5 protein-coding genes are annotated in these 16630 nt (G+C 59.1%); all 5 read left to right on the forward strand.

All coding sequences use genetic code 11. The features are described 5' to 3' along the window. Positions 1–232 precede the first annotated feature (232 nt). The 5 genes from QQJ86_RS02080 to QQJ86_RS02100 all read left to right on the forward strand — a co-directional run bounded on the left by QQJ86_RS02080 (position 233) and on the right by QQJ86_RS02100 (position 16608). Positions 233–1939 (forward strand): putative porin, encoded by a 1707-nt coding sequence (locus QQJ86_RS02080; protein WP_284319238.1) that lies wholly within the window; start codon positions 233–235, stop codon positions 1937–1939. A gap of 8 nt (positions 1940–1947) precedes the next feature. Continuing rightward, positions 1948–2568 carry a hypothetical protein gene (locus QQJ86_RS02085; RefSeq protein ID WP_284319239.1) on the forward strand — a complete coding sequence of 207 codons (621 nt, stop codon included), beginning with the start codon at positions 1948–1950 and terminating at the stop codon, positions 2566–2568. A 233-nt stretch (positions 2569–2801) separates the two neighbouring features. Continuing rightward, positions 2802–3422: an OmpH/Skp family outer membrane protein gene (locus tag QQJ86_RS02090; protein WP_284319240.1), complete on the forward strand. Its 621-nt coding sequence runs from the start codon at positions 2802–2804 to the stop codon at positions 3420–3422. A 15-nt stretch (positions 3423–3437) separates the two neighbouring features. After that, positions 3438–3806 (forward strand): hypothetical protein, encoded by a 369-nt coding sequence (locus QQJ86_RS02095; protein ID WP_284319241.1) that lies wholly within the window; start codon positions 3438–3440, stop codon positions 3804–3806. A 247-nt stretch (positions 3807–4053) separates the two neighbouring features. Beyond that, the gene (locus tag QQJ86_RS02100; protein WP_284319242.1) at positions 4054–16608 is read left to right on the forward strand and encodes a filamentous haemagglutinin family protein; all 12555 of its coding nucleotides are present in this window, start codon (positions 4054–4056) and stop codon (positions 16606–16608) included. Positions 16609–16630: the final 22 nt, after the last annotated feature.

Here is a 16630-nt window from a genome sequence, read left to right on the forward strand (position 1 = left end):
AGTTTCAAGAAACTTTTTTATGGAGAACGCAATGAAGTCCCCAGCAAGCCCGCACGGTGCGATGGACACGTCCCCTCTCCCCTCCGGAGAGCACATTCTCTCCTTTCCCTTTCCCCAAGGGGAAAGGGGTAGGGGCCGCACTTGCGAAAGTGTGAGGCCAGTGCGTCCCTTCACCCCAACCCTCTCCCCGGAGGGGAGAGGGAGCCGCGCTGGGTGGCGTGCTCGCAAGAGCATGTTGTGCATCGCCATCGGCCTTTTGCTAGGTGTACCTGCTGTTGGCGCGTATGCGCAAGACACAGCACCTTCGACCAACGCCACCATCAACCTGATTCGCCTGATGGTGAAGAAAGGATTGATCACGCAAGGCGAAGCCGACGGCTTGATCAAGCAAGCCAACGATGAAGCCGTACAGGCGCGCCAAGCAACTGCCGCCACCGCTGCACCAACAGATGGCGCACAACCGGGCGACGTACGCGCGGTGTACGTTCCACAAAGTGTGCGCAACGAGATTCGCGAGCAGGTGAAGCAGGAAGTGATTGCGCAGGCCAAGTCCGAACACTGGGCCGAACCGAACGCGTTGCCGGAATGGTTGGATCGCATCAGTTGGTACGGCGACGTGCGTGTACGCGACGAATCCTGGTACTACAGCCGCAAAAACTCGCCCGACTTCATCAACTACGCCGCGCTCAACCAGACCGGTCCGTATGACCTCAACACCATCACCCAGGGCGTGAACCCGCCGATCCTCAACTCCACCCAGAATCGCCTGAACATGCTGCGTTTGCAGGCGCATATCGGTATCAAGGTGAAGCTGGGCGATACCGTTACCGCGGGCGTGCGCATTGGCTCCGGTAACGACAACAATCCGGTATCCACCACGCAGACGCTGGGCGGTGGCCTGGTCAAGAAGAACCTGTGGCTGGATCAGGCCTGGGTGCGCTGGCAGCCCAATCAGTATTACTCGGTTACGGCCGGCCGCATGCCTACGCCGTTCCTGCAGACCGATCTTATTTTCTCGCCCGAACTCAATTTCGATGGCGTGGTTGGCCATGGCGAGTTCCCGTTCACCGATGACGTAAAAGGCTTCGTTACCGCAGGCGCGATTCCGATCCAGTACACCAGCAACAACGCGCCTACGCAGGCTTTTGGTGATGCGAAATACGGTGTCGGCGACAAGTGGATGTGGGCCACGCAGTTGGGCTTCACATGGAAGTTGGCTGAGGATGTGCAATGGAAAGCCGGGTTGGCCTACTACTTCTTCAACCGCATGCAAGGCCAGCTTTCCGCGCCATGCCAGGTCAATAACGGCCTTACCAACTACTGCAGCACGGATAACACCGCTCCCGATTACATGCAGTGGGGTAACACGGTATTCCTGCTACGCGACATCCTTCCTTATCCGGGCTCGCCGAACAACTATGCGCAGCCGCAGTTCGTGGGCTTGGCGTACAACTATCACATCGCCGACATGGTCAATAAGCTTGACTTCAAGGTGGGTGAAACGCCGATCGAGATTCAGGCGGAGTACGAGCGCAACATGGCCTACCACATGCGCAGTGCATTCGATCGCTATCCGAATGGCCTGGGCGTGCCGGTGAACAACTACCAAGGTAGCAGCAACGGATCGAATGGTCCGTACAAGAGCGGCCCGGTGGGTTGGCTGTTGCGCGGCATCATCGGCACGCCGCAACCGATGGCATTGAACGAATGGAACATTGCCCTGGGCTACAAGTATCTTCAGCCCGACGCGATGCTCGATGGTCTCACCGACCAGAACTTCCACCTCGGCGGCACCAATGCCAAGGGTTTCATCCTTACTGCCGACTACGGGATCGCGCCACGCACATGGTTGTCCGCGCGTTACTACGGCGCCAAGGTGGTGTACGGCCCGCCGTTCAACATCGACGTGGTGCAGTTCGAAATAAGCACGAAATTCTGAGGTGAACGATGAAACGCGCAGCGATCGCCATCTTGCTCTATCTCGCGTTGATCACGAGTCTGCATGCACAAACGTTGGAGCAGCAACTGCGCTCGCAGCTCGCCGATGCGCGCAGCCAGTTGCAGGACCTTCAAGGTCAGCAGGCGCAATGGCAGGCGGAGAAAACCAAGCTTGAACAGGAGCGCGACGCGGCGCGCAAGGAGGCGGATGCTGCCAAGGCCGAATTAGGCAAGCATCGCTCTGCTTCAACGCAGGACACGGCGGCCCTGGCTTCCGAACGCGCTGCCCGCGAACAGGCCGAGTCAGAAGTACAGCGCCTGCAAAAAACGGTGGCTGACGCCAACGCCAACGAGCACACGCAGGAACAACATGGCAATGATCTTGCCGGGCAGCTGCACGAAGCACAGACGCAGGTCGCCACCTGCACCGCCAAGAATCAGCAGCTCTATCAGATCGGCAACGAGATACTGGATGCATATAGTCATATGAGCATTGGCCGCGTGATCGCCAGCCGTCAGCCGTTCGCAGCCTCGGAGCGGGCGAAGCTGGAAAATGCGGCGCAGGCGTATGGCGATCGTCTGTATGAGCAGCGGTACGATCCGCGCGCCACACCGTCCAAGAAGCCATAACTTTTATTCCCTCTCCCCTTTGGGGAGAGGGTTAGGGTGAGGGGGCAAGGCTTGCCGGAAACTTCTATCGAAGCGGCCTGAGATTTTTGTGGTCTGGCATGAACGGGCATGAGGCAAGATTGGCCCCTCACCCCGGCCCTCTACCCGAAGGGGGAGGGAGTGTTGCCAACTTGCTGCAATCAATGCGCAATTGGCGTAGCTTGAAGTCTTTTCCACCACTGAAGGACTCCATTATGCGCATTGATCGCACGCCGTTAGCTCTAGCCGCCCTTGTTCTGGCCATCGTTCCGGGTACCGCCGCGTTGGCCCAGTCCAGCGATACCAACCCGCCGCTCGGCGGTCCCGTGGTATCCGGCGTCTGCCTGCTGTCGCGTGAAGCGATCTTCGCCAACGCCAAGGTCGGCAAGGCCGCGTCCGCGCGCCTGAAGCAACTTGCCGATCAGGCACAGAGCGAGATCGATACGGAGCGCAAGCCGATCGACGCCGACGTCCAGGCTTACCGCGCGCAGGCGGCTTCGCTTTCTGCCGATCAACGCCAAACGCGCGAACAAGCGCTTTCTCAGCGCATGCAGAAAGTGCAGACGGACCAGAATCAGCGTGCCCGGCAGTTGGAAGCCACGCGCGTCAAGGCGATGGGGCAGATTGCGCAGTATGCGCAGCCGGTGATTACCGACACCTATCGCAGCAAGAGCTGCGGCCTGCTGCTGGACCGCAACGCGGTGCTGGGCGGCAACATGGGTAACGATCTCACGCCACTGGTCGTGCAAGGGCTGGATGCCAAGATCTCGACTATTTCATTCAATCTGGAACCGGTTCCTGCCGGCGGCGGCGCATCGGGCGGCACGCAGCAGTGATTAGGCAATGAAGTCATGCGCGCGATGCAATCGCCAATAGTGTTGCTGGGTACGTGGTGCCTGGCATCTGCAGCCGTGATGGTGCAGGCGATGGCGTGCGCGCAAACGACTTCGCCTTCTTGCGTCGACGTCAGCGTCAATGATCGGCCGGCATTGTCATATGCCTGCTTGAATCAGCGTCTGGCGTCGACCACTCATTTGGCATCAGAACCACAGGTTCAGCTCGACGCTGTGGCGCACGCGCCCAGCAATCAGCAAGTCGGGCAATTCAACTTTTCGGCATTCAGTCATCAAATGGGCAACAGTCTGGGCAAGTCGGTGATACCGCAGCGCCCAGCGCCGCCAGCTGCGCCACCATTGCTGGGTGTGCCCATCCACCCGTAGTCCGTAAGTTGGGGTGCACACCCCAACATCACCATGCCCGATACATAAGGATGTTGGGGTTTGCACCCCAGCCTACGGAAAACATTTCCTTCGCGTGAAGACCCCGCGACATTCCCCATGAAATTTTGATGACACGGTTCAGTCCGTCATCCACGCAGCGGTCTACTTAACCGAAGGCCAGGCGAAAAACGTTCAGGGGAAGAGCTTCGTGATCACACCGGTCGGTTCAGGCAAACGTTCCCGTTCCATGCGTGCAACTGCGGCCAGACATCCCCTGGCCTATGCCATTGCCTCTGTACTGGCGATGGCCGCTATGCCGACGCATGCCGGCGGCCCGCAGGCACTAAGTTCAGCGTGGCTGTCGCAGCAGGCAGCGAATCGTCCCGCTACACAGGCCACCGGTGGAAATTCATCGGCGCTTACCGGTGTTGCCGCTCAGACGCCGCAGCAGTTATTGCAGCAACAACAAGTACAGCAGTCGCTCGCCAACTTAAATCGCGCGGCACAAGCTGTTGCTGCGCAGATCGCCGCACAGCAATCGGCACAGCAAGCTGCGCAACAACAGACATCGCCAGTACCGAATGGCCTTACATCGGGTGGCCTGGTTGTCGCGTCGGGTGTCTCCAGCAATCCATCGCTATGGCAGAACGCAAACCTGCCTACGCAAACCACGTCGAACGGACAGACCACCGTCCAAGTGAAGCAGACCGCACAAAAAGCCATCCTCACTTGGAACAGTTTCAACGTCGGTCGCAACACCACGCTGTACTTCAATCAAAGCGGCGGCAATCAGACCAACGGCAGCAACAACAATTGGATCGCGCTCAATCGCGTCATTGATCCAAGCGGCGTGCCCAGTCAGATCTTCGGCCAAATCAAGGCCGAAGGCACGGTGTATCTGCTCAATCACAACGGCATCTTGTTCGGCGCGGGTAGCCAAGTGAATACGCAGTCGCTGATGGCCAGTTCGCTGGATCTTTTCAGTAGCGATGTGAATGCAAGCAATAGCGCGTTCCTTAGCGGCGGCATTGCCTCCGGCAGCGCCAATTTGCCGGTCTTAGTCAACGGCGCGTTTACCGATGGCAAGAATCACGATGTGGTGGTGCAGAGCGGTGCCTCCATCGTTGGCGGCACGCAAGGCTTCGTGCTGCTGGCCGCACCCAATGTCGCCAACGCCGGCAGAATCGTGGATGACCAGGGGCAGGTGATCCTGGCGGCGAGCACGCAAATCGACAACGCAAGTGCAGGCTCTGCCACGCAGCCGTTGTCGGTGGTGAATGCGGGAGTCGGCGGCACCGCCGCCAATACGGGCTTGCTGCAATCGCGCCGGGGCGAAGTGGAGATGGATGGCTACAACGTCACACAAGATGGCGTGGCCCTGGCCTCAACCAGCATCAGTTATCCGGGCAGCATCGTTCTGAATGCGCAGGATGGATGGATCGGCGGCACAAACTATGGACGCGGTGGCATTCTGGTGCTCGGCCCCGATTCCGTTACCACCGTGCTGCCGGAAGAGGATGGTGCGACCACCACATCCACCGCCGCAGCTACTGCAGCTTTCGAGACCAGTAGCCTCATTCTCAGTGGCGAAACCGTCAACTTCCAGTTCGGCTCGTTGCTGGAAGCGCCCAACGCCAATCTCAGCATCAATGCTTATTTCAGTAATTACAGCACTAATGTCTACACCAATCCGCTGGCCGGCCGCCTTTACGTCGACAACGGCGCAGTGATCGATGTTTCGGGCCTGGCCGACGTTGGGCTTCCCATATCAGTCTTACTGGTGACGATTCCGCGCATCGGCCAGAACGAACTGGCGAATTCGCCGCTGTTGCGCAACAGCTTTCTGTATAGGCAGAAGAATGTAGTGGTCGACAGCACCCAAAGCGGTGTTATGGCCAATGGCCTCGCATGGGTGGGTAGCCCCATCCTCAATGTTTCCGGTTATGTAGATGATGTGCCGCGCACCATCGATCAGATGATGACCAACGGCGGCAGCATCAATCTCAACGGCAATCAGGTCATCGTGCGTAGCGGTGCGCAACTGAATCTGGGTGGTGGCTATATCGCCTACCAACCTGGCTGGATCACCACACCCAACTTGATGGCTTCCAACGGCCGTATCTACAACATCGCCGATGCCGACCCCAACGTTACTTATGTCGGCTTTGCAGGCGATTACGAGGTGGTCGACAACCGCTGGGGCGTCACCACCAATTACAGCAATCCGTTGCTAGCCGGCACTACGCGTTGGGACAGTGGTTTTGCCGTTGGCGGCAATGCCGGCACGCTCAACATCGCCACAGGCCAGGCCCTGGTGCTGGATGGTCAGATCAACGCGCAAGCGTTTGCCGGTCGCAACCAGGTGACGCAGGGCACTCAACCTAATGGCGGCACGCTGGATATCAGCGTGAGCGGTGCGGCGAACGCGGCGGGCATGTCGCTTGCACCCAGCATCTTGTTGCAACAATCGGTATCGCCACTCGAACAGCTTGACCCCAGTTTCCAGGCCGATACGACTTGGTCTAGCGTGCTCAATGCCAACGATCCCACCGGCACCAGCCCATATGATCTGTCGCGCTGGGTGCCGGTTTCGACCAACCTGGTGCAGCAAGGTGGGTTCAGTGCGGTCAACATGAGTTCCACTCTGCCGAATGGTGGCGAGATTCTAGAGCAAGCCGGCGCTGTGCTCGGTGTGAAGCCCGGCGGTTCGATCCAGCTTACGGCAAACGCCATCAATATCTTCGGTGAACTCAGCGCGCCGTCCGGTGCGATTACCTTGACGGCATCAGGCGATGGTGATTTTCCCGACCCGACCAGTCTGACGGGGGCTGTGCAGCACGAAAACATCACCATCCATAGCGGCGCGGTGTTGAGCACGCGCGGATTGTGGGTAAACGACGCTGGTGCTTCCGCAGACAATTACATCGGCGATCGCTACATCAATGGCGGAACCATTAGCTTGATTGCAAATCAGGCTAGCGTTCAGGGTTACAGCGGTGCGACGACTGATGAAACGGGTTCGATCGTATTGCAATCCGGCAGCTTGCTGGATGCATCGAGCGGCGGCTACGTCAACAGCAACGGGCAGTTGCAATTGAGTAATGGGATACCGAATGGCAGCGGAGGCAGCATAAGCCTGATCGACTATGCGAATCAGGGCTTGTTTACATTCAGTAACCGAAATCAGATCGCGCCTTCTGCCCTCGGACAGGGCAAGCTTGTGCTGGATGGTAGCTTGCGTGCGTACGGCTTCAGTGGTGGCGGTACGCTTACCTTGCAGGCGATCGACATCCAGATTGGCGGCAGCGCAAGTGATCTGGCGTTGAACAATGGCTTGTACTTGTCGCCCTCTTTCTTCGCGGGCCAAGGTTTTGACAATTACGCGCTTACTTCATTCACGGACGCCAATATTGCGCCAGGCGCGGTCGTGCAGATCAGCCGTGACAATTTGCTTCCGAATGTCACTGCACTCTTGGATGCACCTACAGGCACAGACATCTATGGTGAGAGTCCGCTAACCAGTAGCGCCTATGCAAGCGTGGGACAGCTGGCGCCTTACCTGCGTTATATCTCCCGTGGTGCGAATGGTCCCGGCTTCTCATTGAGTGCTGGCCTGTACCTGGGGTGGCCCGCAAACCCGTTAGCTCCTGCAGTGGGTCCGACAACGTATCCCGGCGTCACGGGCTCCTTGACGTTGGGCACGGGAGCGGCGATTACTGCCGACGCAGGCGCCAACATCACGCTGGCAGGCACGCAGTCCACCATCGTAGACGGCACGATTGATGCGCCTGGCGGGACCATCAGTGTCACCACTACGCCTGTGAATGCCGTCGCCATCCCCAGCGTGCCGGAGGTGTGGCTTGGTTCTCAGGCGGTTCTGAATGCCGCCGGTGTGTCCCTGGTCAATCCTTTGGCGGCGGCGGTGCCTGGCGAGAGCCTGAGCCAAGGCCTGACTACGCGCTATAACCCGCGCACCGGCGTGGTGTTGAACGGCGGCAGCGTGAGCCTGACTTCTGCCGAAGGCTATGTGCTTACCGAGCAGGGCAGCATGATCGATGTATCGGGCAGCTCCGATGTGTACGACTTGCCTAAGACAAATGGCGTGCTCGACGGTACCGAAACTGGCTATACGCTTACCCCGGTATGGAGCGACGCTGGCTCCATCGTGCTGGGCGCAGCAGCAGGCCTGTACGCGGACGGCAGTCTGTTGGCGCAGGCGGGTAGCTCACAGGGTGAAGGCGGTAGTTTGCAAATCACGGGCATGAGTCCGGCCAACAATGTTTATGCCCCCAAGTCCACCGCCATCGTATTGCAGCAATCCGGCCTGCTGCTGCCGAGCTCCAGCCTGCAGCCGGGAAGTAACTCGGCGGCAAACAGTGCTACGGGCGTACTGTATTTCGCGCTGGATCGACTGAATGGCTCGGGCATCACTAGCCTTGTCCTTGGTCCCGATGTTTCGATCAGCAGTGCTATCAATACCAACAACAACTACAACCCTTTACCGATCGGCTTTGCCGGCAATATCAATCTTTCATTAGGCAAGCGCTTCGCGGCGTATGCAAACACGTTTACGGCTTTGCCCGCCGGCAGCAAAGACCTGTCCAACGTCAGCACTATCGCCTACAACATGGGTGATGGCACGGTGCAGATAAGCGCACCCTATGTGGAGATCACTGGGGGCGTGGGTTATGCGACGGGGCAAGGGAGCCCGGTAGCTGGTAGCGGCGCGCTGAATATCAACGCTGATTTCATGGACCTTGGCGGCTTGATCAATCTGCAGGGTTGGGCCAGCACCAGCTTCACCGCCAGCAACGCCATCCGTTTCTACGAACCAACAGACCTCGAGTATGGCAGCAGCGGCAGCATGACCCCTGGGCTGCTGTTCAGCACCGGCAATATCACGCTGCAGGCGACCGAGCTCTACCCAGTCACCAACTATTACTTCGCGATCGATGCCAATCCTTCGGGTCTGAAGAACGCCCAAGGCCAGGCGCTCAGCACCACGCTCACAATCCTGGGCAATGGCAACGCCAGCGCGCCGTTGTCGGCGGGCGGGGGCCTGTTGCTGGATGCCGACAATATCGTGCAGGACGGCTCGGTGTGGGTGCCTTCCGGCGATCTCATCATCGGTGTGCAGAACCCCAGCGCCACGGCGAGCGCTTTCGGCCTCAGCGGTGTGGGTGCCGCTTTGAATTTGGTCACTACGCAAAGCGCCACGCTCGGCACCGGCAGTCTTACCTCAGTTTCGCTAGACGGCGAAACGGTTCCCTATGGCAGCACGACTGATGGCCTGGAATGGAACTATGCCGGCGCTCCTTATTCGAGCTTTGCCGTTTCGCCTCTGACCGCGCCACCGTCCAAGTCCATCACCATAGCTGGAAATAACGTGTCGCTGGACAGCGGCGCCACTATCGATATCCGCGGCGGCGGCACCTTGCAGGCATCGGAATGGGTGCCTGGCACGGGTGGCACTGTCAACGTGCTTACTCAATACGAAACCAGTTACGCCAACAGCACCACGGGCACGCAGGTACCGCAGTACACCGATGGCCGTGCTATTTACGCCATCCTGCCCGGTTATACCGCGCCGGTCAGCGCGCAGGATGCGGCTATGACCAGCGCTGCGGGCGCCGGGGCTGGCCCGGGCCTGGGTCAATCGATCTATCTATCCGGCGTCGCCGGCCTGCCTGCTGGTTACTACACCTTGCTGCCGGCTGGCTACGCGACTCTGCCAGGTGCCTATCGCGTGGTGCAGGACACCAGCTCGCAGAACATCGCACTTGGGCAAAACGCTGTGCTGCCCGATGGCACGCTCAGCATCACGGGTTATTTTGCCAACGCCCTCGATGGTGCGCACCAATCCACCACCACCACCTTCCTGGTGCAGTCGGCCCCGGTCTGGCAGCAGTATTCGCAGGACCGGTTCACCAACGCGGACAGCTATTTCACGGCCCAGGCCACCAGCAATGGTACGGTCGCGCCCTTGTTGCCTGCCGATGGCGGCCATCTGGTGCTGAGTGCCACTCAGCAATTGCAATTAGGCGCCAGTTTGGACAACGCGCCTGCCACCGGTGGACGCCCTGGTCTGGTGGATATCGCGGCGCAAGCGATCCAGGTAGTGGGTGCCGATTCCACTCCGCTGGTGGGTTATCTGCAGATCTCTGCCGATCAGCTCACCGCACTGGGCGCGGGCAGCTTGCTGCTAGGCGGCAGTCGCCAGCTCACCAGCAACGGCTACCAGATCACCAGCATCGCCGACAGCGTTGTGCTCTCCAACGACAGCGCCGATCCTCTGCAAGGGCAGGAGATCCTGCTGGTTGCCAACGGCAACGGCGATCCTGGTGCGCAAGGCGTCGTGCTGCAGTCGGGCAGCTATCTGGCCGCTACCGGCACAGGCACGCCCAACAGCACATCACTGTTGTTCGGCAGCAATGCAGTCAGTGGTGGCAATGCCGCGATCAGCGGCAACGGCGCGCTGCTGCGCGTTTCGCAGAATGGCCTTGCCCCGATCACTCGCTACGATGTGTCCGGCACCACGCTCGGCAATCTCATTATCGATGCCGGTGCCACTGTGCAGGGTGGTAGTTCGCTGACCATGGATACCACCGGCGCCACCAGCGTCGATCCGAACGCGGTATTCACCGCGCAAAACATCCAGGCCACCGCCAACCAGATCAGTTTCGTAGGTAGCGGTGCATTGGCCGGCGCCAGCACCGGCGGTCTGGTGATCGGCTCCGGTACGTTGAGCTTGTTCAACAATGCCAGCCAGGTCACGCTGAATAGCCGCGGCGCCATCAACTTCCTTGGCAGTGTCAGCATCGACTTGCCGCAGACTCTGGACCTCAACGCCAATGCCTATGTCAGCGATGGCGGCACGGTCAGCATCAAGGCGGGCAGCTTAGGCCTGGGTAACGCGGTCGGTACCAGCGGTGACACGGCAACGGCAGGCACGGGCCAGTTGATACTCAACGCGAACGAGCTGGATTTCACCGCCGGCAGCAGCGTCACACAGGGTTTTGCCAGCGTCACTGCCAATGTCAGCCAGGGCATCACCGGCCAGGGTACCGGTGGCGTGAATTTCGGCGCGGCCAACATCAACTTCAATACGCCGATCCTGCTGGCAGGTAGCGGTGCCGATACTGCACTGACCACCACCGGTAGCTTCGCCGTCAACCACGCCAGTGGCACCGCGCTGACCGACAACAGTCTCGGCGGCACGCTGATGCTCAGCGGCGGTACGCTCAGTATCGGCACGCAAGTGGATGCATTGGCCGGTCAGCTCAAGCTCACCGCCACCAGCGGCGATCTCACTCTTGCCGGAGGCGCCAACGTCGATGCCGCCGGCGTCAACAAAACCTTCTATGACGTTACCACCTATGCAGCCGGTGGCGACCTGGCGCTCATATCCAATCAGGGCTCAGTGATCGTGGATACCGGCGCGGTGGTGAATTTTGCCGGCGCGCCACTAGGCGGTACGGCGGGCAGCCTCACTATCGCCGCGAACAATCTCGCCACCCTTGAGGGCAGTTTCGAAGGTGGCGCTGTCAGCGGCTACAAGGGCGGCTATTTCAGCGTGAGCAGCGGTGGCGCGCTGAATCTGGATCAACTGGCGTCTGTGACCCGCAATGCGGGCACCACCGGCGGTATCTTCATCACCAGCGGTGCCGGCAACCTATTGCTCTCCGCCGGGCAAAGCCTGGTGGCACAGGATGTGTACCTCACCGCCGATGGTGGCAGCGCCGCCGTCAACGGCAACGCTGGCGTGGTGGATATCGAAGGCACGGTGAATGTTTCCGGTAACGCCGCCGGCGAAATCCAGCTTTACGGTCGCAACGGCGTCACCATCAATGGCAGTTTGTTGGCGACAAGCAGTATGCCGGGACAGTTTGGCGGCATCGTGAACATCGGTACCGTTGGTACGCCGGATGGCTCGCTCAACAGTACATACGGCTATGAGAACGTGCAGCCCGGTAGCGCCGGCAGCATTGTGTTTGGGCCCAATGCCATCATCAATGTCGCTGGCGGCTCTGCTGGTGTGGGTGGTGTAGTCAGCCTGCGCGCGCCGCTGCTGGTCCATGGTGACGTACCAATTACCTTTGCCAACAGCACATCGATCACTGGCGCCAACAAAATTACCATCGTGCCGTATGCGGTGTGGAGCACAGACGACTCCAGCACTAACCTCGCGCAACATTTCGATGGCCTGATCGATCCTGCCGGCTGGTATACGTCCGGCCCTGGCGGTGCGCCGCAACTGGTTTCAGGCACCTGGTACAACGAGGCAGGCATCGCGCTGGCCGCGCCGACCACGGCCGCCATGCTGCAGGCCTATCTGAGCAATGATTACTTCATTCCGGATGCGGCCAATGCCGCGCATCAGGATTTCTACGGCTACGTGGGTGGCAATGCTGGCAATCCCGGTACCTTGATGGGCTATGTGGAGCAGCCGGGCTACAGCTTCGGCAATCGCTATGCCGGCATTGCCAATCTAGTGATTAGCCCCGGCATAGAACTGGTTAATCCGGATGCCAACATCAATGGCGGCGATATCTCGGTACTTACCAACTGGAATCTGGGCGCTGGCGTTACCGCGGCCGACGGTACGATCCAATTGGCGTATCGCTATGGGGCCAATCCTTCCGTCTCCGCCTCGGGCATCGCGCCCACGCTTAGTGTGCTGGCTCTGCATAACGTAAATGTCGATGCCAGTGTTACGGATGGCTTCTATCAGCAGAACGTTGGAGCGACGCTTACGGCGCCCGTTTATCAGCCGTCGGGGGGAGGTAGCTCGCTGTATGCGACGGAATACAACTTGTATCTCGCCACGATCAATTTTCTGCAAAACGACAGTCTGAGTCTTCAATCTGGATTCTATTTCACGCCAACAGGTGGTGCTGCGTACTACTTGTGGAACGGCGGGTACGCTAATTTCTGGGATCCAAGCCAGCTAGTCGTAGATCCTTTAGGTGTCAGCTCTTACATAAACGGCTTCCAGTTCTATCAGCCGGTGACGGCGCCGCTGCCGGGTCAATCCACGACGTACTACACCAACTACCAGTCGTACATCGACGCAGTGGGAGCGGGTCAGCAGGGAACCTGGTCGTATACCTACAACGAGGGCGACGCCTCGGGTTTCCTCCCTTACAACTTGACCAACATACCCGCGCCGCAGATCGGCGCCAGCTACGCTGCTTATCAGCAAGCCTATCAACAATGGTTGACGAGCAATTTCAACAGCAGCAATGACGATGAGAACCTCAACCTTCTGGTTTCACAGATCCAGACACCATCGCCTCTTCTGCCGCCTCTGCAATCGGAGGCGACTAGCAATTACAAACAGTATTCGCAGGATTACAGCACTTACATCACTGGATTCAACACCTACTACAACTACGTCGCCAACAATCTAGGCACCGTTATCGGTCAGAATCTGGATTACATTCCTGCTTCGGGCATCACCACTGCCACGGCCTACGGCTCGCAGTTCTTCTATGCGCCCACCCCGCCCGTACCCGGAGCTTTGCTGATATCTCAGGCAGCGAATAATTCGCCGTCCAACATGCCGAGCCTGGGCAATCCGGTGTCGCTGCCGTCAGCCACGTTGCTGGGCGGATCAAGCAGCAGCTACCAACTTGTAGCCGGTGCCAATTTCGCAAGCGCCAACCCGCTTTCCGTGGTGGCCAATACCAGCGCGGGTAATATCAATCTCAACGGCCATTTCGCCGTGCAGTACACCGCTAACGGCGGCGACGGCAAAACGCTGGAATTCCCCACCGTGGTGCGTACCGGCACTGGTTCCATCGATATCGTGGCGGCAGGCGATATCGATTGGCAGGATTCGACCGCGCCGACTGCGGTCTATACCGCAGGCGCACCAGCGGCGGGCACTACGGCAGGTACCGGTGTCGCGGTAGCAACCCCCGTAACCGGTGAGGGCGCCGTACCTGATCTGCTGGTCAACGGTGTGGTGAATCCCACTAACGCAGGCAACGTTCTGCTCAGCGCTGGTGGCAATATCAACGGGATCGAACAGATCTACGACACCACTGGCAACATTACTGGAACGCAAGGCGCGTTTATCGGCCAGTTCTGGTGGCCATGGATGGAAACCGGCAACAGCGCTACCAGTTCATCGATCAATTTCGCCAATTTCGACCAGGGAGTGATGAGCGTAGGCGGCAATGTCGCCGTCACGGCGGGCGGCAATATCAACGATCTTTCGGTATCACTGCCCACTACGTGGTACGCCAATGTGGCGGGTAGTGCCATCACGACCGTCGGCGGTGGCAATCTTGCCGTGAGCGCGGGTGGCGACATTCTTAGCGGCAGTTACTTCGTCGCGAAAGGAACGGGCAGTCTTTTAGCCGATGGCACGATCGGTTCCAATTTCAGTTATGTGCTGCCGAACGGAAGTTATGCCGCAAACGGTGCTGCGATCGGCGGTTTCACTACGCCTGTTTCCACCTTGCTTGCCCTGCAGGATGCGCAATGGAACGTTCGTGCGCATGATGGCGTGAATATCGCAGACATCCTTGACCCATCTTATGCGGCCCCCAGTGGGCTCAGTGCCGACGAACAAAGCTACAGCAGCAGTTCGGCGGTCAACGCGACCACTGCTGCGGGCAACTTGACGTTGGGCAGTCTCGCCTGGGAAACGCAGGTGCTGGGAGACGCTCTGGGAGGCAGTTACGATCTTGGTGTATTGCCTTCGACGCTCAGTTTCAGCGCGTTGAACGGCAACATCAATATCCTTACCGGAGGGGGGCTGTATCCCTCGGCTACGGGCAATCTGAGCATGCTTGCCGGCGATTCGATTCAATTCGCGCAGCAGAACTACGATTTGGCAAATACGACTAATACCAATAGTGGTGCTGCGAGTGGTTTTGGCCTGATCGATGCGGAAGCCACGGTATTACCCTCGCCTTTGCATCCGCAAGGTTCCGATCCTGTTGACTACGGCATTTCCCTGTCTCCGAGTCAGTACCTGGATACCAGCATCACCGGTGGCTTCATCGATAAAGTATTGCATCAGGCCGGACTGCATAATGCCGACAATACGCCGGTACGCATCTATGCACTGAACGGAAGCATCATCGACGGCACGGCGGCACCTAACGGTACCCAGATGGATGAAATGCTGATCGAGCCGGACAAGCCGGCGCTGATCCAAGCGAGCCAAGATATCGTCAATCTGTCGTTTGTCGGCCAGCAAACCCATGACGCGGACTTCACCCGGATCGCGGCCGGTCATGACATCTACGATACGCAGTACAACCCAGCTTCATTGAGTTTGATTCAGCCCATCGGACTGAATAGTCAGCCAGTACCTGTGATTGCGCTAAGCGGTGTGGGTACGTTGCAATTGCAGGCCGGCCACAATCTCGGCCCGCTCACCAGCCAGGCCGATCTTCTCAACGCAAATCCCTCCGAGAACGCTTCGCTTCCAACTGGCATCGAAACCATCGGCAACTCACTCAACCCCTATCTGCCGCACGATGGTGCCAGCGTCGATGTGCTGTTCGGTGTAGCACCGGGTATCGACACCAGCAACTTCCTCACGCAGTACCTGAGCAATCCCAACGGCGTGGATGGTTTCGGCAGCTTGCTGCCGGATCTGGTCACGTTCATGGAGCAGCAGGAAGACGGCCAGGCTGTGGATACCGGTTTTGCGCAGGATCAGCTCCACATCGTGCTGACACCGCAACAGGCGGAAGCAACCTTCCAGCAATTGCCTTACTACAAGCAGGAATTGTTCGTGCAGCAGGAGTTCTTCAAGCTTCTGGCCCAGGTCGGTGCGGATTACAACGATCCGAGCAGCCCGTATTACAACCAGTACGCACGAGGCTACGCGGCGATCGAGAGTCTGTTCCCTGCTGTGCTGGGTTACACCAATAACGGTAGCGGCGCAGGCGGCATCAATGGCGAAGCCAAGACGATCGATACGGGCGATCTGGATATTCGCAGTTCCACCATTCAAACCCAGCAAGGCGGCAACATCAGCATCCTGGGTCCGGGCGGTCAGGCGCTTATCGGTAGTGTCGATGCGCCACCTGTGATCACCAACCAAGGCCAGGTCGTCGCCGGTCCCAACAACATGGGCGTGCTCACCTTGGAACAGGGCAACGTGGACATCTTCACCGACCGCAGCCTGCTGCTGGCACAAAGCCGCGTTTTCACCGAACAGGGCGGCAATATGGTGATCTGGAGTTCCAACGGCGACATCAATGCGGGGCAGGGTGCGAAAACGGTGGCCGTGATACCACCACCTACCTATCTGTGCGATCTGGACGCGTTCTGCCTGCTCGATGCAAAAGGCGAAGTCAGCGGTGCCGGCATCGCTACGTTGCAGACGATACCTGGCGCACCGACGGGCAACGTCTATCTGGTTGCGCCGCGCGGCACCGTTGATGCGGGCGATGCGGGCATTCGCGTTTCAGGCAATTTGGTGGTGGCTGCGGCGCAAGTACTGAATGCCGACAACATCCAGGTGCAGGGGCAGAAGATCGGCGTGCCGGTTGCGCAAACGGTGAACGTTGGCGCGCTTACTAACGCAGCAGCAGCTGCCGGCGCGGTAAGCAAAGTGGCGCAGGACATGGCCAAGCAACAGCAGAGCGATGCGCTCGGCAAGCAGCCCTCGATCATCTCGGTGCAGGTGCTCGGTTTCGGCGATGGCAGCACTAGCATTCAAGGCGGCGGCGGTTACAACCCGAACAGCCCCGTACAGATATTAGGTGCTGGCTCCCTCAGTGATGCGCGCAAAAAGTCATTGACCGAAGCCGAACGCAGGCAACTTAGCGAATAACGACATACCCATAACCAGCGCA

This window comes from Dyella acidisoli (assembly GCF_030160295.1).
GTDB lineage: Bacteria > Pseudomonadota > Gammaproteobacteria > Xanthomonadales > Rhodanobacteraceae > Dyella_B > Dyella_B acidisoli.